This window comes from Streptomyces sediminimaris, from assembly GCF_047049295.1.
GTDB classification, from domain to species: Bacteria; Actinomycetota; Actinomycetes; order Streptomycetales; family Streptomycetaceae; genus Streptomyces; species Streptomyces sediminimaris.
Genome location: NZ_JBJWOT010000001.1, coordinates 5,753,209 through 5,768,857 on the forward strand (window position 1 = coordinate 5,753,209; position 15,649 = coordinate 5,768,857).

General features: G+C 73.0%; 17 protein-coding genes. 10 read left to right on the plus strand and 7 right to left on the minus strand.

Annotated features, from left to right (window positions below; translation table 11 throughout):
* Positions 1 to 200: 200 nt before the first annotated feature.
* Genes ACJ9NR_RS26840 through ACJ9NR_RS26855 form a run of 4 tightly spaced genes read left to right on the plus strand, consistent with a single transcriptional unit; the run spans position 201 to position 3,041 of the window.
* Entirely contained in the window at positions 201 to 893 is a 693-nt protein-coding gene (locus ACJ9NR_RS26840; RefSeq protein ID WP_412493487.1) for a response regulator transcription factor, read from the plus strand.
* Complete coding sequence (locus ACJ9NR_RS26845; protein WP_412493488.1) at positions 890 to 2,353, plus strand: sensor histidine kinase; 1,464 nt, start codon at positions 890 to 892, stop codon at positions 2,351 to 2,353. The genes ACJ9NR_RS26840 and ACJ9NR_RS26845 overlap by 4 nt, the downstream gene beginning before the upstream one ends.
* A 56-nt stretch (positions 2,354 to 2,409) precedes the next feature.
* Positions 2,410 to 2,817 (plus strand): hypothetical protein, encoded by a 408-nt coding sequence (locus tag ACJ9NR_RS26850; protein ID WP_412493489.1) that lies wholly within the window; start codon positions 2,410 to 2,412, stop codon positions 2,815 to 2,817.
* Positions 2,817 to 3,041, plus strand: coding sequence for a hypothetical protein (locus tag ACJ9NR_RS26855; RefSeq protein ID WP_412493490.1), 225 nt, complete (start codon positions 2,817 to 2,819; stop codon positions 3,039 to 3,041). The genes ACJ9NR_RS26850 and ACJ9NR_RS26855 overlap by 1 nt, the downstream gene beginning before the upstream one ends.
* 55 nt (positions 3,042 to 3,096) lie before the next feature.
* Here ACJ9NR_RS26855 and ACJ9NR_RS26860 read toward each other — a convergent pair whose 3' ends face one another.
* Genes ACJ9NR_RS26860 through ACJ9NR_RS26870 form a run of 3 tightly spaced genes read right to left on the minus strand, consistent with a single transcriptional unit; the run spans position 3,097 to position 5,231 of the window.
* Complete coding sequence (locus ACJ9NR_RS26860) at positions 3,097 to 3,669, minus strand: cob(I)yrinic acid a,c-diamide adenosyltransferase (protein WP_412493491.1); 573 nt, start codon at positions 3,667 to 3,669, stop codon at positions 3,097 to 3,099.
* 13 nt (positions 3,670 to 3,682) lie between these two features.
* Positions 3,683 to 4,432, minus strand: a complete 750-nt coding sequence (locus ACJ9NR_RS26865) for an ABC transporter permease (protein WP_412493492.1) — start codon at positions 4,430 to 4,432, stop codon at positions 3,683 to 3,685.
* A 10-nt stretch (positions 4,433 to 4,442) separates the two neighbouring features.
* Complete coding sequence (locus ACJ9NR_RS26870) at positions 4,443 to 5,231, minus strand: ABC transporter ATP-binding protein (protein WP_412493493.1); 789 nt, start codon at positions 5,229 to 5,231, stop codon at positions 4,443 to 4,445.
* An 80-nt stretch (positions 5,232 to 5,311) separates the two neighbouring features.
* Between ACJ9NR_RS26870 and ACJ9NR_RS26875 the strand changes: the two genes are divergently transcribed.
* From ACJ9NR_RS26875 to ACJ9NR_RS26890, 4 genes are all read left to right on the plus strand, one after another.
* Entirely contained in the window at positions 5,312 to 5,953 is a 642-nt protein-coding gene (locus ACJ9NR_RS26875) for a TetR/AcrR family transcriptional regulator (protein ID WP_412493494.1), read from the plus strand.
* Between the two features lie 138 nt (positions 5,954 to 6,091).
* On the plus strand, positions 6,092 to 6,940 hold the full coding sequence (locus ACJ9NR_RS26880; protein WP_412493495.1) for a 3-hydroxyacyl-CoA dehydrogenase family protein: 849 nt from the start codon (positions 6,092 to 6,094) through the stop codon (positions 6,938 to 6,940).
* A gap of 171 nt (positions 6,941 to 7,111) precedes the next feature.
* Complete coding sequence (locus ACJ9NR_RS26885; RefSeq protein ID WP_412493496.1) at positions 7,112 to 7,435, plus strand: STAS domain-containing protein; 324 nt, start codon at positions 7,112 to 7,114, stop codon at positions 7,433 to 7,435.
* 267 nt (positions 7,436 to 7,702) lie between these two features.
* Positions 7,703 to 10,261 carry an ATP-binding protein gene (locus ACJ9NR_RS26890; RefSeq protein ID WP_412493497.1) on the plus strand — a complete coding sequence of 853 codons (2,559 nt, stop codon included), beginning with the start codon at positions 7,703 to 7,705 and terminating at the stop codon, positions 10,259 to 10,261.
* Between the two features lie 76 nt (positions 10,262 to 10,337).
* Here ACJ9NR_RS26890 and nucS read toward each other — a convergent pair whose 3' ends face one another.
* Positions 10,338 to 11,009 carry an endonuclease NucS gene (nucS, locus tag ACJ9NR_RS26895; protein WP_412493498.1) on the minus strand — a complete coding sequence of 224 codons (672 nt, stop codon included), beginning with the start codon at positions 11,007 to 11,009 and terminating at the stop codon, positions 10,338 to 10,340.
* 312 nt (positions 11,010 to 11,321) lie between these two features.
* Here nucS and ACJ9NR_RS26900 point away from each other — a divergent pair, with 312 nt between their 5' ends.
* Positions 11,322 to 11,714 (plus strand): SCO5389 family protein, encoded by a 393-nt coding sequence (locus ACJ9NR_RS26900; RefSeq protein ID WP_412493499.1) that lies wholly within the window; start codon positions 11,322 to 11,324, stop codon positions 11,712 to 11,714.
* Positions 11,715 to 11,802: 88 nt separating this feature from the next.
* Here the strand turns inward: ACJ9NR_RS26900 and ACJ9NR_RS26905 are convergent, their stop codons facing one another.
* Positions 11,803 to 12,831 (minus strand): LLM class flavin-dependent oxidoreductase, encoded by a 1,029-nt coding sequence (locus ACJ9NR_RS26905; protein ID WP_412493500.1) that lies wholly within the window; start codon positions 12,829 to 12,831, stop codon positions 11,803 to 11,805.
* Between the two features lie 221 nt (positions 12,832 to 13,052).
* Here ACJ9NR_RS26905 and ACJ9NR_RS26910 point away from each other — a divergent pair, with 221 nt between their 5' ends.
* A complete protein-coding gene (locus tag ACJ9NR_RS26910) occupies positions 13,053 to 13,394 on the plus strand; it encodes an Rv1322 family protein (protein WP_412493501.1) in 342 nt (113 codons plus the stop codon).
* A 7-nt stretch (positions 13,395 to 13,401) separates the two neighbouring features.
* On the opposite strand, the gene ACJ9NR_RS26915 is transcribed toward ACJ9NR_RS26910, so the two are convergent.
* On the minus strand, positions 13,402 to 14,277 hold the full coding sequence (locus tag ACJ9NR_RS26915) for an ABC transporter permease (protein WP_412493502.1): 876 nt from the start codon (positions 14,275 to 14,277) through the stop codon (positions 13,402 to 13,404).
* The gene (locus tag ACJ9NR_RS26920; RefSeq protein ID WP_412512739.1) at positions 14,274 to 15,551 is read right to left on the minus strand and encodes an ABC transporter ATP-binding protein; all 1,278 of its coding nucleotides are present in this window, start codon (positions 15,549 to 15,551) and stop codon (positions 14,274 to 14,276) included. The genes ACJ9NR_RS26915 and ACJ9NR_RS26920 overlap by 4 nt, the downstream gene beginning before the upstream one ends.
* Positions 15,552 to 15,649: the final 98 nt, after the last annotated feature.

Genomic DNA, 15,649 nt, shown 5'->3' on the forward strand with positions numbered 1-15,649 from the left:
GCCGCTTGCCCCGGCAGCCCGGCCCGCGGCCTGCCGGGGAACCGGCTGACGTGCGTCTTCACCGCCGCCCGGGCCGGCGCGCGCCGTTCCCGGCCGATCGGGCCGAGCCGCCGGGTCCGGCCGGAGAAGGCTCCGGCCGGCACCGCCGTACGCGGCGCGGGGGAGGGCCGTACCCTGACCGGACGGTGAGGGGAGGGCGCATGGGCGAGACCGGCAGTCCCGGAACGGTGCTGGTCGTGGACGACGACCCGGCCATCCGGCGTTCGCTGGAACGCGGCCTGCGGCTCAGCGGCTTCCGGGTGCGGACGGCGGACGGCGGCCGTGAGGCGCTCGCGGTGATCGGGCGGACACCCCCGGACGTCCTCGTCCTGGACGTGTCGATGCCCGGCATGAGCGGCATCGAGGTGTGCGAACGGCTCCGCGGCGAGGGCCAGGACCTGCCCGTCCTGATGCTCTCCGCGCTCGACGAGACCGCCGACCGCATCGCCGGGCTCCAGGCGGGCGGCGACGACTACCTGGTCAAGCCGTTCGCCCTGCAGGAACTCGTGCTGCGGCTGCGCGCGCTGCTGCGCCGGCGCCCGCCCGCGGGCGAGGTGCTGAGGGTCGCGGGTCTCGTCGTCGACCCCGCCGCCCGCACCGCCGAGCGGGACGGCCGGCCGCTGGAGCTGACCCGGCGCGAGTTCGAACTCCTCGAGGTGCTCGCCCGCAACGCCGGGCTCGTCCTGACCCGCGACCAGCTCCTGGAACGGGTGTGGGGCTACGACTTCGAGGTGCGCACCGACGCCGTCGACACGTTCGTCAGCTATCTGCGGCGCAAGCTGGAGGCCGGTGGACGGCCCCGGCTGGTGCACACCGTGCGCGGTGTGGGCTTCGTGCTCCGGGACCGGCCGTGAGACTGTCCACCCGCATCGGGCTCACCGTCGGCGTCACCGTGCCCCTGCTGGTGCTGGCCTCCGGCTGGCTGCTGCTCCGGCTGGTCAACCACGATCTGCACGGCGCCGAGGACGACCATCTGCGGGCCCGCGCCGCCGCCGTGGCGCCCGACGCCCGCGCCCTGCTGCGGGCCAGCGCCAATGGCCGGCCCAAGGCGGCCGACAACCGCGAGCGGCGGCTCTACACCGCCGCGCTCGACGTCGGCGTACGTGTCGTCGGCCCGGACGGCAGCTTCAGCGGAGGCCCGCAGCCCGACGCCTCGGTGCCGCTCCCGGCGCGGGCGGACGCGCCCGTCACCGTCCGGGACGGCGGCAGGAGCTGGCGCGCGCTGTCCGTGCCGGTCGGAACGGCACGCGGCCCGGGGACCCTGTGGGTCTTCGCGCCGAACGCCGCCGATCAGACCCAGCTCCGGCTGGTACGACGCCGGGTGGCGTGGACCACCCTGCTCGCCGCCCCGCTGTCCGGCCTGCTCGCCTGGGGCGTCGCCACCGGCGCCACCGGCCCGCTGCGCCGCCTCGGGCGCCGTACCGCCGGACTCGACCCGCGCACCAGCAGTGCCCGGCCGCACCACGAGCCGACCGGGGTGACGGAGGTCGACGAGCTGGCGGCCACCCTCGAAAAGGCCCTCGCCCGCTACGACGAACAGGCCGCCCGCACCGCCGAGGCCCTGGACACCGCCCGCTCCTTCTCCGCGGCCGCCTCCCACGAACTGCGCACCCCGCTGATGAGCATGGGCACCAACCTCGACATCCTCGCCGGCCACCCCGGTCTGCCGGAGCCGGAGCGCGCCGAGGTCCTGGCCGATCTGCGCGGCGAGCACGCCCGCCTGCTGAACCTGCTGGTGATGCTGCGGGAACTGGGCCGCGGGGACCTGGTCGAGGCGGAGGCGTTCCGGAGCGTGGACGTCTCGGAGACCGCCGACGCCGCGGTGGCTCAGGCCCGCCGGCGCGTCCCCGGCGCCCGGATCACGCTGGACGCGGCACCCGGCCTCACCGTGCACGGCTGGGAGCCCGGGCTGCGGCTGCTCCTGGACAACCTGGTGGCCAACGCGCTGGCGCACGGGCGGGACGAGGCGGGCGGGGCGAGCGTGGCGGTGGGGGTGCGGCGCGCGGGCGAGCAGGTCGTGGTGACCGTCGACGACCGCGGTCCCGGGGTGCCGCCCGCGGACCGCGCCCGGATCTTCGAGCGCTTCCAGCGCGGAGCCGGCAGCTCGGGCACCGGGCTCGGCCTGACGCTCGTGGCCCAGCAGGCGGCGCTGCACCGGGGCACCGTCACGGTCACCGACGGGCCCGGCCGGACCGGCTCCCGCTTCGAGGTACGGCTGCCGTCCACGGGCGGCACGCTGCCCGTCCACCGCGACTGGCTGATCGCCGCGGCCGGGACGAACCGGTCACAGAGTTTCCCCAAAGACGCTTCCTAGCCTCCACGGCGTACGGACGGACGGCAGGGGGCCGTCCGGCGAAGACGGAGGCAGAAATGGACGTACGACGACGCAGGCGCACCCTCCTCGTGGGGCTGGCCACGGCGGCGGTCCTGGCGGCCGGCACGGGTGCGGCGACGGCCGAGAGCACCCCCTCTCCGGCGGCCGCGCCCACCGGCGACGGGGCGAAGGCGCTGTGCGCGCGGGTGCCGAAGATCGACCACCGCATCGACCGGGCCCTGAAGCGGCTGGGCGCCGGGGCGGACAGGCGCGGTTCGATCGCCCGGCTGCAGCGGCGGGTGGACAACGCCAGGAGCGCGGGCCACGACGAGATCGCCACGTTCCTGCAGGACCGGCTGACCTTCCGCAAGTCCCTGGTCGGCACGCTCAAGCAGCGCCGGACCGACCTGGCCGGGGTGAAGACGTGGTGCGAGAACAACGCCGACGGCGCGGAGGGCAAGTGATGCGTGCCCGGGTGACGGCGGCCGCGGTGCTGCTAGCCGCCGGCCTCCTCGCGGGCTGCGCCCGGGAGCACGGCGCGGCGGCTCCCACGCCGGCCCCGCCGTCCTCGTCCGCGATGCCCTCCGGCTACCCGGAGATGCAGCGGAAGGTGGCCGCGGCCGAGTCCGCGCTCGCGCGGGCCGACCAGGACGCGGCTCAGGACGACACGGCCGGCCCGGGGCGCTGAGAGGGGAGGCGGGCGGGGGGCACGCCGAGCCGGCGCTCCCCGCCCGCCGCGGTGGTCAGCGCTCGCCGCCGGGGACCCACAGGACGTCGCCCACCTCCTCGTTCGCCACCCGGGCCAGGATGAACAGCAGGTCCGACAGCCGGTTGAGGTAGGTCGCGGTCAGCGGGTTCATCGTCTCGCCGTGCGCCTCGAGCGCCGCCCACGTCGAGCGCTCGGCCCGCCGGACGACCGTGCAGGCCTGGTGCAGCAGGGCGGCTCCCGGCGTGCCGCCCGGCAGGATGAAGGACCGGAGCTTCTGCAGCCGCTCGTTGAAGCGGTCGCAGTCCGCCTCCAGCTTGTCGACGTAGAACTGCTCGACCCTCAGCGGCGGGAACTCGGGGTTGTCGACCACGGGGGTGGACAGGTCGGCGCCCACGTCGAACAGGTCGTTCTGGACGCGGGTGAGCACCCCGGTGATCTCCTCGTCCAGGCCGCCCAGCGCGAGCGCGGTGCCGATGACCGCGTTGGCCTCGTTGGCGTCGGCGTACGCCGAGATCCTGAGGTCGGTCTTGGCGACCCGGCTCATGTCACCGAGGCTGGTGGTGCCCTGGTCGCCGGTCCGGGTGTAGATGCGTGTCAGATTGACCATGCGGCCAGCGTAGTTACGCCCCGGCCGTACGGAACACACGTGTGCCCGCCGTCACGGCCGACACCGCGAGCCCGCAGGCCACCAGGACGCCCCGGAGCAGATGACCGGTGGTGTAGGAGCCGACGTAGGCGTCCCGCACCGCGTCCACCAGATAGCGCAAGGGCATCACGTGCGAGAGCACGTCCAGCCAGGCCGGCGCGAGGCTCATGGGCAGCATCAGGCCGGACAGCAGCATCGACGGCATGGTCACGGCGTTGACCAGCGGGCCGAACTCCTGCGGAGTGTTCACCTTCATCGCCACGGCGTACGACAGCGAGCCGAGCGAGACCGTCAGCAGGGCGACGAAGGCGAAGCCGATCAGGATCCCGGCGAGGGGCGCGCGCAGACCCATCACCACCGCGGCCAGCACCAGCAGCACCGCCTGGAGGACGGTGACCGTGGCGTCGCGCAGCACCCGGCCCAGCAGCAGCGCGAGCCGGCTGACCGGGGTGACGCGCATCCGCTCGACGACGCCCTGGCCCTTCTCCACGATGATGCCGAACCCCGCGAACGCCGCCCCGAACAGTGCGAGCTGGAGCAGCAGGCCGGGCACCAGCAGCTGCCAGGAACTGCCCCCGCCACCCAGTGGCAGTCCGGTCAGCAGGGGTCCGAAGAAGACGAGATAGAGCAGCGGCATCAGCAGGCCGAACAGCAGCGCGAAGCGGGAGCGCAGGGACTGGCGGAGGTAGCGTCCGTAGACGAGGGCTGTGTCCTGGAGCAGCATCGTGGAACTCCTATACGGCTACGGGGGCGGTGTCGGCCGACGGGGAGGGCCCGCGGCCGGTGATCGCGAGGAACGTGTCCTGCAGGCTCGCGTCGATCGAGCCGCCGTGCTGGAGCTTGAGCGCGGCGGGTGTGCCCTGCGCCGCCACCACTCCCCGGTCGACGATCACCAGACGGTCGGAGAGGGCGTCCGCCTCGTCCAGGTAGTGCGTGGTCAGGAAGACGGTCGTGCCGTGCTCGTCGCGCAGACGGCGGATCAGCTCCCACAGGCCGGCCCGGCCGGCGGGGTCGAGACCGGTTGTGGGCTCGTCGAGGAAGAGCACCTTCGGGCGGTGGGTGAGGGCCATCGCGATGTCCAGCCGCCGCCGCTGACCGCCGGACAGCGCGGACGTCCTGCGGTCGAGCAGGTCGGCGAGCCCCAGATCGCCTGCCAACCCGGCGCACCTGTCCACGGCCTGAGCGCGCGTCAGGCGGTACAGGCGGGCCTGGGTGACGAGTTCCTCCCGCACGCTGACCTGCCCGTCGACTCCGCCCGACTGCGCGACGTAGCCGCAGGCCCCGCGCACGCCCGCCGGATCGGTGGCGAGGTCGTGTCCGGCGACGGTGGCCGTGCCGCCGGTCGGGGCGAGCAGCGTCGTGAGCATGCGCAGGGTGGTGGTCTTGCCGGCACCGTTCGGGCCGAGAAGACCGAGGATCTCGCCCTCGTGGACGGTGAGGTCGATGCCGCGGACGGCCGCCACGGGGCCGCGTGCGGTCCGGAAGGTGCGGGCCAGTCCGGCCGCGCTGATGACTGCTGGCATGCGCCCAGAAAAACAGAGTCTCTTAAAATTTGCAATGCACCCAAAATTCAAGGGACGTCAACGAGGGCTAGGATTCGGACATGGCTGAGGGGCTCAGGGAACGGAAGAAGCGGCAGACCCGGCAGTACATCTCGGACGTCGCCACGGGCCTGTTCGTCGAGCGCGGCTTCGACGCGGTGACCGTCGCGGAGATCGCCGAGGCCGCGAACGTCTCCGTCAACACCGTCTACAACTACTTCCCGGCCAAGGAGGACCTCTTCCTCGACCGCGCGGCCGGAGTCGTGGACCGCCTCTCGCGCTGGGTGCGGGGCCGGGACGCGGGGGAGTCGGCGGCCCGTGCCGTGCTGCGCGAACTGCGCCGCGAGGTCGAGGTGGTCTCCCCCGCGGTCGGGCTGGTGGAGGGCTACGACCGCTTCATGCGCGTGCTGCACGGCGCGCCCGCCCTGCGCTCGCGCATGTGGGGCATGCAGCAGCAGATCCAGGAGAACCTGGAGCAGACGCTGCGCGAGGAGACCGGCGCTCCGGCCGCCGACCCGCTGCCGGCCCTGATCGCCGGTCAGGTCGGCTGGGTCCACCAGACGGTCACGGCGGCCATCGGCCGGGCGATGGCCGACCGGCGTGATCCGCGCGAGGTGTCACGGGAGGTACTGGTTCTCCTCGACGACATCGAGGACCTGTTGGGTGAGAAGGTGCTCAACTACGCCGTCCGGGGCACGGAATGACCCGTGCCGGTGTGATGTCCGTCAGATGAGACGTGACGCGCGTTACTTACCGGTCACACGGCACCGACGGAGCGCTAAGGTCCGCCGGAGGAGCATACGTAAACAGCGTGTGAGGCGTTTCAAAGGGGAGTCGCAGACGTGGCACGGAAGCTTGCCGTCATCGGAGCCGGCCTGATGGGTTCCGGCATCGCTCAGGTCTCCGCCCAGGCGGGCTGGGACGTCGTTCTGCGCGACGTCACCGACGAGGCACTGGAGCGTGCCGTGGGCGGTATCCGGGCCTCGTACGCGAAGTTCGTCGGCAAGGGCAAGCTGGAGGCGCACGACGCCGACGCCTCCCTCGCGCGCATCACCACGACCACCGACCTGGACGCCGCCGCCGACGCGGACGTCGTGGTCGAGGCCGTCTTCGAGAAGCTCGAGGTCAAGCACGAGATCTTCCGGACGCTCGACAAGATCGTGCGCGAGGACGCCGTGCTCGCCTCCAACACCTCCGCGATCCCCATCACCAAGATCGCGGCGGCCACGCGGCGCCCCGAGCGGGTCGTCGGCGTGCACTTCTTCTCGCCGGTGCCGATGATGCAGCTCGTCGAACTCGTCCGCGGCTACAAGACCAGCGACGAAACCCTCGCCACCGCGCGGGAGTTCGCCGAGTCCGTCGGCAAGACCTGCATCGTCGTCAACCGCGACGTCGCCGGTTTCGTGACGACCCGTCTCATCTCGGCCCTCGTCGTCGAGGCGGCCAAGCTCTACGAGTCGGGCGTCGCGAGCGCCGAGGACATCGACCTCGCCTGCAAGCTGGGCTTCGGCCACGCGATGGGCCCGCTGGCCACGGCGGACCTGACCGGCGTCGACATCCTGCTGCACGCCACCGGCAACATCTACACCGAGTCGCAGGACGAGAAGTTCGCACCCCCGGAGCTGATGCGCCGGATGGTTGACGCCGGTGACATCGGGCGCAAGAGCGGGCAGGGCTTCTACACGTACTGAAACACCAGTACGTACAGCCACGTAGACCGCACAGACCCCTGGAATGTCACTCGCCAGGGTGAATTCGGTATCGGTTCGCTTACAGACGGCAACTTCGTTGCCGCTGAAGCAGTCAGACGTTGCACAGCCACCGTCACGGAGTACGCCACCGCACTCACGGGGAGCGACATTATGTACATCAGGGGCGACCACGCCGAGCTGGTCGTCGGGGGCCGCCTCGACGTCCGCAGCGCGGCGGACGCCCGTACGGTCCTGCACTCGGCCGTCGACGACGGAGTCGGCGACCTGGTGCTCGACCTGTCCGAACTGGCCTCCTGGGACGCCACCGGGCTCGGGGTGATCATGGGGGTCCACCGGCGGGCCGGCCGCTGCGGCCGGCGCCTGGTGCTGCGTGACGTACCGCCCCAGATGCAGCGCCTGCTGGTGGCCACCCGGCTGCACCGGATCCTGGCGATCGAGGGTGGCATCGGGCTGGAGTCGCTGCCCCGCGTGTGACGCTCCGTCCGCGAGTGGCCCGGGATGCGGGGGAGCCCCGGCCGCACTCCGCCGCAGGACACGGTGGGTGCGATCCTCACGAGACTGTGACCTCTCGCACGGAGCGGTACCCCGGGCTGTCGTAGATACTGAGCGAAGGTTTAGGGTTCGGTCGCCCGCTGCCCTATGTCCCTGCGAGCGGGTCCGGACCAGAAGCGACAGCGCGGTGTGCAGCAAGGCCGGGAGGGGCTCGAGGCACACACGACGCTTTTGGGGGGCTTGAAACCTATGGACCCGAACAACCGGGGACCCGAGGAGTACGGCCACGACGACGCGGGCACCTCCCGCTCGAACGCATTCGAGCACGAGGGAGGCGGTCCGTCGCGCCAGCGCCCGCCCAGGGACCCGCTCACACCCGATTTCGCACACCACACGCCCGCGCTCGCCCGCACGGCGCGGCTCGTCACCGGCGACTACCTGCTCACCGTCAACCCCGTCGACGGCAGCGAGATAGAGACCTGCCCGCCCGCCGAGCGCCCGGGCCGCCCTCAGAAGCGCACGGCGGCCGGGCGCGCCGAGGTGGAGCGCGCGGCCAGGCCGCCCGTGCCGCCCGGCCCCACCCTGCCGCCGCTGCCGCTCCTGGAGCGCCAGGACGAGCGGGAGCGGCTGGTCCGTCTCCTCGCCCGCGGCCGCTCGGTCCGGCTCACCGGCCCCGCCGGTTCCGGCCGCACCAGGCTCCTCGACCTCGTCGCCGAGGACTGCGGTGACCTGGCCCCCGACGGCGTCGTCCGCCTCAGCGGCTTCCACCGCACGCCGGACGAACTGCTCCACGAGCTCTTCCACGCCGTGTACGACGCACCCGAGCAGCGCCCGGAACGGGACGCACTGCTGGAGTACGTGCGGGAGATCGGCGCGGTCGTCGTCCTCGACGACATCGAGTTCGGCGGCGCCGGGCTGGACGAACTGCTGGACGCCACGCCCGAGTGCGCCTTCGTCGTCGGCGCCGCCCCCGACGTGCCCGCGCCCTCCGCCGACTCCGCCGTCGAGGAGGTCTTCCTCAGCGGCCTCGAGCGCGCCGGCGGCGTCGACATCATCGAGCGCACCGTCGGCCGGGCCCTCACCGAGGAGGAGGCCAACTGGGCCGGCGACCTCTGGTTCGAGTCCGAGGGCCTGCCGCTGCGCTTCGTGCAGGCCGGCGCCCTGCTGCGGCGGCGCGACCAGCTGCGGGCCGGCGCGAGCGCCGTGGACGAGTTCGGGGTCTTCGAGGACGCGCTCCCCGCCGACGCCCCCCTCGACATCGAGGCCGGCGACGACGTCCCGCTGCCGTCGCTGGGCGAGGCCGCCGCGCCCGCGCCGCTGCTGGCCTCCCGGCTCAGCTCCTCGGCCCGCGCCACCCTGCGCCTCGCCGTCGCGCTCGGCGGCGAGGTGCCGCACCAGGCCCATCTGCCCGCACTCGTCGGCGACACCCACGCGGACGCGGCCCTCGGCGAACTGGCCTCCTGCGGGCTGGTCTCGCCGGTCGGCGCCCGTTACCGGCTCGCGGCCGGAGTGCTCCAGCAGCTGGAGGCCGCCGGATACGGCGATGACGACGGCGGAGCCCGTGCGCTCACCGCCGCCCAGCACTACGCCTGGTGGGCCGGGCACCCGTCGGTCACCCCGGAGCGCGTGTGCGCCGAGGCCGACGCAGTGCTCGCGGCCCTCGGCGTCCTGGTGCCGGAGACGACGGCGCCGGCCGAGGGCGAGGAGTGCGTCAGCGTGCGGCTGGCCCGCACGGCGGCGCCGGCGTTCGCCGCGGGTCTGCACTGGAGCGCCTGGGAGCGGGCCCTGCGGTTCGGCGCGGAGGCCGCCCGGCTCGCCGGTGAGGTGTCCGAACAAGCCTACTTCCACCACGAGTTGGGCGTCCTCGCACTGTGCGGCGGACAGTTCGACCGCTCCCGTGCGGAGCTGGAGACCGCCATCGGCCTGCGCTCCGCCCTCGCCGAGAAGCACGGCACCGTCTCCGGCCGCCGCGCCCTCGCCCTGGTCGCCGACCGCACCGGCACGGCACCGGGGCTCGGCGCGACGGCGGGGGAGGAGGTCCCCGACGCGCGCTACGAGGAGTCCCAGTCGCCGCCCGGGGGCGTGCCGGCCGCGCTGCCGGGCGCCGCACCGCCGCCGTCCGGCGACACCTCGACGGTGGTCGTGCACCGGGCCCTGTCCGGCCCGGTGTCCAAGGCGCACCGGGCCGGCATCCGCGGCCTGGCCCGGCGCAACCTGGTCGCGGCCGGCGCGGGCGCGCTGCTCGCGGCGGTGCTCGGCACGGTCGTGACGCTCGGCGCGACGTCCAGCAACGACGCCAACACCCCCTCCGACCAGGTCGGCGTCAACCCGTCCGCCAGCCAGGGCCTCGACGACGGCAGCCTCGGCGCCGACCAGCCCAAGAGCGACACCGGCGGCGGCGACACCGGCGCGGCGACGAGCCGTCCCACGAACCCGGGCCCCGACGGCACCTACGGCACCTCCGACGACCCGACCCCGCCGTCGTCCGGCACCCACCGGCCGTCGGCCTCCCCGAGCGGCACCAGGGGCTCGGGCGGCGGCTCCGGCCCGTCCCCGCGCCCCTCGTCGCCGAAGCCGCCGACCAAGAGCTCGACTCCGCCCTCGACACCGTCCGCGTCGCCCTCGAAGTCCGCCTCGCCGTCGCCGACCGGCACGCCCTCGAGTTCGCCGTCGGACTCGTCGTCGCCGGCCACCTCCACGTCGGCCAGCGGCCCGGCGTCCAGCGCCCCCGCCTCGTCCGGCGCACCGGCGCCGGCGAGCAGTCCGGCGAGCACGCCGCAGAGCGGCAGTTCCGGTCCGGTGATGTGAGGTCCCGCGCACGCCCGTGCGCACGGCAGGGCCGGGTCCGTCCGACGGACCCGGCCCTCCTCGTCGTGCGCTCCGGTCAGAACAGCCGCAGCTTGTCGTCCTCGATGCCGCGCAGGGCGTCGTAGTCCAGTACCGCGCAGCCGATGCCGCGGTCCGTGGCGAGGACGCGTGCCTGCGGCTTGATCTCCTGGGCCGCGAAGATGCCGCGGACCGGGGCGAGATGGGGGTCGCGGTTCAGCAGTTCGAGGTACCGGGTGAGCTGCTCCACGCCGTCGATCTCGCCGCGCCGCTTGATCTCGACCGCGACCGTCTGCCCGTCGGCGTCCCGGCACAGGATGTCGACCGGCCCGATGGCCGTCATGTACTCGCGGCGGATGAGCGTGTATCCGTCGCCCAGGGTCTCGATGCGGTCGGCGAGCAGTTCCTGGAGGTGCGCTTCCACGCCGTCCTTGATCAGGCCGGGATCGACGCCGAGTTCGTGCGAGGAGTCGTGGAGGATCTCCTCCATCGTGATGATGAGCTTCTCGCCCGCCTTGTTGATGACGGTCCAGACGCCGTCCTGCCCGTCCGCGCCCTCCTTCAGGGTGCAGGGCGGCGACATCCAGTTCAGGGGCTTGTAGGCGCGGTCGTCCGCGTGGATCGAGACGCTGCCGTCCGCCTTCACCAGGATCAGGCGGGGTGCCGAGGGGAGATGGGCGGTGAGCCGGCCCGCGTAGTCGACGGAGCATCGGGCAATGACGAGACGCATGGTCGGCAACGCTACTCGACGGACGCACCCCGGCGCGATTCGCCCTCCGGGCACCGGCGGCCGCCCCGCGGGCGGGTCCTGCGGGCCGCCCCTGTTGTCCGGGAACACCCGAGACAACCCCTGTTCGTTCGTGGCTGATTGTGGGCCCAATGAGGGCGCCTCATGTACGCGTTTTCCTGGTGCGGCCCCCGTCCGCTGCTTACCGTAGTAAACGGGAGGTCGCGAGACGGGTACTGAGCGTGTTCGGTATTCGCGGACTCCCTCATCTGTCCGGCAACCCCTGTCGACCACGGGGGTGCGAGAGGAGAACCCATGTCGCTCGACGTCTCACCGGCCCTACTCGAAAAGGCCGAGCGAGGCGAGGTCGACGAAGCGGAATTCGTCGACTGCGTCCGGACCTCCCTGCCTTACGCATGGGAGATGATCAGCTCCCTGGTGGCCCAGCTGAAGGTCGACGGCGGTACCTTCGCCGACAACCAGACGCCCCCGCCGGACGAGCAGGCACGCGGTCAGCTGCTGCGTGCGCTCGCGAGTGACGCGATACGCGGCGCGCTGCAGCGGCACTTCGGTGTCCGGCTGGCCTTCCAGAACTGCCATCGGGTGGCGGTGTTCCCGCTGGACGTCTCGGTCGACGAGACGCTGGCCCGCTTCACCTCGGTGCGCAGTCAGCTGCTCAACCAGTCACCGGAGTTCAGGGACTGCTGAGAGCACGCCGCTGCTTGCCGCTCCGTACGCGGGAGGTGCTTAAAGTACTGGGGCGGCAAGCTCTCCACCGGGCTCTCGGCAGGTCCGTTCAACCGAGGTGCGGGAGCACCTCGGCGCCCAGCCGCCGTACGTTCTCCTCGGTGGCCGCCAGATCTCCCGAGCCCTCCACCAGCAGGGCGAAACGGGAGATGCCGGTCCGCTCGCTGGTCGCCGCGAGCCGGTCCGCGCACAGCCGCGGGGTTCCCACCGGATGCAGCCCGCAGAGCAGTTCGGTGTACGCCAGCGGATCGCGCATCTGCCGCGCCCTGCCGTCCACCGTGACATGGGCTTCCAGTCCGTGTTTGAGCCAGCCCGGCATCGCCTTCGTCAGCGCCTCCACGGCGTCCGTGCGCCGGTCCGCGATCTGGCAGACGCCGGCGGAGACATGGGCCGCCCGGCGCACGAGGTGCGCCGGATGCCCGGCGGCGCGTGCGAGCCGCCCCCACAGGGCCACCATCTCGGCCTTCTCCTCGTCCCCCACATGCATCCCCAGCAGCATCGGCAGTCCGCGCTCGGCGGCCAGCCGCACGCTCGACGGCGAGGTGCACGCGACGACCACCTCGGGCCCCTCGGCGTCCGACAGGGACTCCGACGGCCGTGGTACGACGGGGACTTCGCGGAAGGCGAAGCGGCCGCCGGAGCCCGCGACCGAGGGCTCGCGCAGCCAGCGCAGCAGCAGGTCGAGTGATTCCGGGAAGCCCTGCTCGTACGCGTCGAGACCCGTGCCGAAGACCTCCAGGTCGACCCAGGGTCCGCCGCGCCCCACGCCCAGCGAGAACCGGCCGCCGGAGGTGATGTGCAGCAGCGCGGCCTGCTCGCCGACCGACACCGGGTGGGCGGTGGGCAGCACGGTGACCGCCGTGCCCACCTGGACCCGCCGCGTGCGGCCGAGGAGCAGCGCGGCCAGTGTGATCGCCGCCGGACAGGTGCCGTACGGTACGAAGTGGTGCTCCGCCAGCCAGACCGAGTCCAGGCCCGCCTCCTCGGCGACCTCGGCCGAGCGGACCGCGCGGTGCAGTGCCTCCCCCTGGCCCTGCCCCGGGAACTGGGCCGCCAACACGAACGTTCCAACGCGCATTGCTTTTCCTGCTTCCTTGGCTCCGACGCGGAGCTCCCCCACACCGCATAACCGTCTGACACGTGCCGAGGACACGGCCTGGCGGAGAGATTTCCGGATTTTCTGCAGAATGGGTGCCCGGGGCGGGCGGCCCGGGGTCGGACGGTCCTTCACGCGTACCCCTGTCCGTGCCCCGTAGGCTGGACACGACCCGCTTCCTGTATAGCCCCGTGAGGTGTCCTGTGTCCCCGCGTCGCAACCGGCCCAAGGGGGCCGGCTCCTCGGATTCGTCCGGCCGGAGCCCCGAGGACGACCGGTCCGGCCGCTACGGCGGCTGGCAGTCCACCGAGAGCTGGCGGGGCGAGGAGTGGAGCGTGCGGCACGTCGCGGGCGCGAGCGCCGAGGGCAAGACCTACCGCTGCCCGGGCTGCGACCAGTTGATCTCCTCCGGCGTCCCGCACGTCGTGGCCTGGCCGGAGCACGCGGGCGTCGACGACCGCCGGCACTGGCACAAGGCCTGCTGGAACGCGAAGGACCGCCGCACCACGAGGGTGCAGCGGTCCCGCGGGGCGCCGAGGTTCTGAACCCCGGCTACACGTCCCGCTTCTGCAGCAGGGCGAGAGCGCCGGCGAACGCGGCGGCCGTCACGCCCAGGGCGATCCACAGCGGGTCCCAGCCGCTCGGGCCGGAGTTGCTCAGGGAGTTGGTGTAGAAGACGCCGAGCTGGTTCGGGATCGAGTAGTCGAACAGGGCCTGGCGCACGTCCTCCAGGGCCGACGAGACCATGAACAGGGCGATCACCAGCGGAGCCAGCACGAGGCCGATCATGATGGTGATGGCGCCCGCCGAGTGCCGGATGATCGATCCGACGACGAGCGAGAGCAGCCCGAGCAGCGCGATGTAGAGCGAGATGCCGAGGGTGCCCTTCAGCCATTCCGAACCGCTCGGCCGCCTGGCGCCGTCCAGCACGGCCACGTCGGCGAGCGCGACCACCAGCACCGCGGCGAGGGTGACGGTGAAGGCCACCGAGAAGAACACGATCGCCTTCGCCGCCAGGACCCGCGGACGGGAGGGGCAGGCGGTCATCGTGGTCCGGATCATGCCGGTGCCGTACTCGGAGGCGGTGGTCAGCACCCCGAGCGTGATGACGCACATGCTGCCGAGCAGCAGCCCGAAGACGCCGAAGGACAGCGGATTCTCGCCCGACAGACCGCTGTCGGACTCGTTGGCGGCGACCAGCCAGGCGGTCAGCAGGCCGATGCCGACCACGAGCAGCACGAAGACGCCGAGCGTCCACATCGTGGAACGCACCGACCTGATCTTCGTCCACTCCGAGGCGATCGCGTGCCCGAGGTGCGTGCGCGTGACGGGGATCGGCGAGGTGTAGGTCGGGTACGGCGAGCCGGGCACCGCCGTCGGCCGGTCGGGAGCGGCGGCCTGCGGCATCGGGGGCTGGGGCGTGCTCATCGGGCGTCCTCGGGCTTGGTCAGGTCGGCGGGTGCGGCGGGTGCGGCGGGTGCGGCGGGTGCGGCAGGCGCGGGCTGCGCGGGCGCGGGCTGTGCGGGCGGCTGCGGCGCCGCGGCGGGCGGCCCGGCGTACGGGTTGGACCCGTCCGCGCCGGGCGCGGCCGGAGCGCCGTAGGGGCCCGCCTGGGGCTGCCCGGCGCCGCCGTACGGCCCCGGCCCGCCCTGCGGCATCGCGAACGGCTGCCCGCCCTGCTGGGGCGGCGGCGGGGCGTACCAGTCGGGCTGGCCCTGCCCGGGCACCGGCATCGGCGGCTGCGCGCCGGGCGGCAGGGGCTGCATCAGCCCCTCCTTCTGGTCGATCGTCGAGCGGTAGTCGACAGCCCCCTGGGTCATCCGCATGTACGCCTCCTCCAGCGAGGCCTGGTGCGGCGACAGCTCCCACAGGCGTACGTCGGCGTCGTGCGCGATGTCGCTGATGCGGGGCAGCGGCAGTCCCGTGATCCGCAGGGCGCCGTCCTGCTCGGGCAGCACGTGCCCGCCCGCCTCGGTCAGCGCGGACGTCAGCTTCTCGCGCAGCTGCGGCTCGGTGTCGGGCGTGCGCACGCGCGCGAAGTCGGCGGAGTTGGCCGAAATGAAGTCCTTGACGCTCATGTCGGCGAGCAGCTGCCCGCGCCCGATGACGATGAGGTGGTCGGCGGTCAGCGCCATCTCGCTCATCAGGTGGGAGGAGACGAAGACCGTGCGGCCCTCGGCCGCGAGCGCCTTCATCAGGTTGCGCACCCAGAGGATGCCCTCGGGGTCGAGGCCGTTGACCGGCTCGTCGAAGAGGAGCACCTGCGGGTCGCCGAGGAGCGCGGCGGCGATGCCGAGGCGCTGGCCCATGCCGAGCGAGAACCCCTTGGAGCGCTTCCTGGCCACCTCCTGGAGCCCGACCACGCCCAGCACCTCGTCGACCCGGCGGGCCGGGATGCCGGAGAGCTGGGCGAGGCTGAGGAGGTGGTTGCGGGCCGAGCGGCCGCCGTGCACGGCCTTGGCGTCGAGCAGGGCACCCACATGGCGGGGGGCGTTCGGCAGCCTGGGATAGGGGTGGCCGCCGATCGTCACCTGCCCCGCGGTGGGGTTGTCCAGGCCGAGGATCATGCGCATCGTCGTCGACTTGCCGGAGCCGTTGGGCCCCAGGAAGCCGGTGACGGCCCCCGGCCGCACCTGGAAGGAAAGGTTGTAGACGGCGGTCTTGTCGCCGTAGCGCTTGGTCAGGCCGACAGCCTCGATCATGCTCCGCACCCATCGAAAGGATCAGGACAGCAGGGCACACGCCCCCGTAAGGGTTAGGAGGATATCGAGGCGCTGACGGTTCCGCTCAAGACGAGGTA

Coding starts and splice junctions, on each gene's coding strand:
- ACJ9NR_RS26875 (WP_412493494.1), top strand. CDS start 5,312: ATGGCTGAGGGGCTCAGGGAACGGAAGAAGCGGCAGACCCGGCAGTAC.
- ACJ9NR_RS26865 (WP_412493492.1), bottom strand. CDS start 4,432: ATGCTGCTCCAGGACACAGCCCTCGTCTACGGACGCTACCTCCGCCAG.
- ACJ9NR_RS26915 (WP_412493502.1), bottom strand. CDS start 14,277: ATGAGCACGCCCCAGCCCCCGATGCCGCAGGCCGCCGCTCCCGACCGG.
- ACJ9NR_RS26870 (WP_412493493.1), bottom strand. CDS start 5,231: ATGCCAGCAGTCATCAGCGCGGCCGGACTGGCCCGCACCTTCCGGACC.
- ACJ9NR_RS26860 (WP_412493491.1), bottom strand. CDS start 3,669: ATGGTCAATCTGACACGCATCTACACCCGGACCGGCGACCAGGGCACC.
- ACJ9NR_RS26850 (WP_412493489.1), top strand. CDS start 2,410: ATGGACGTACGACGACGCAGGCGCACCCTCCTCGTGGGGCTGGCCACG.
- ACJ9NR_RS26900 (WP_412493499.1), top strand. CDS start 11,322: ATGTCGCTCGACGTCTCACCGGCCCTACTCGAAAAGGCCGAGCGAGGC.
- ACJ9NR_RS26890 (WP_412493497.1), top strand. CDS start 7,703: ATGGACCCGAACAACCGGGGACCCGAGGAGTACGGCCACGACGACGCG.
- ACJ9NR_RS26840 (WP_412493487.1), top strand. CDS start 201: ATGGGCGAGACCGGCAGTCCCGGAACGGTGCTGGTCGTGGACGACGAC.
- ACJ9NR_RS26920 (WP_412512739.1), bottom strand. CDS start 15,551: ATGATCGAGGCTGTCGGCCTGACCAAGCGCTACGGCGACAAGACCGCC.
- ACJ9NR_RS26855 (WP_412493490.1), top strand. CDS start 2,817: ATGCGTGCCCGGGTGACGGCGGCCGCGGTGCTGCTAGCCGCCGGCCTC.
- ACJ9NR_RS26905 (WP_412493500.1), bottom strand. CDS start 12,831: ATGCGCGTTGGAACGTTCGTGTTGGCGGCCCAGTTCCCGGGGCAGGGC.
- nucS (WP_412493498.1), bottom strand. CDS start 11,009: ATGCGTCTCGTCATTGCCCGATGCTCCGTCGACTACGCGGGCCGGCTC.
- ACJ9NR_RS26885 (WP_412493496.1), top strand. CDS start 7,112: ATGTACATCAGGGGCGACCACGCCGAGCTGGTCGTCGGGGGCCGCCTC.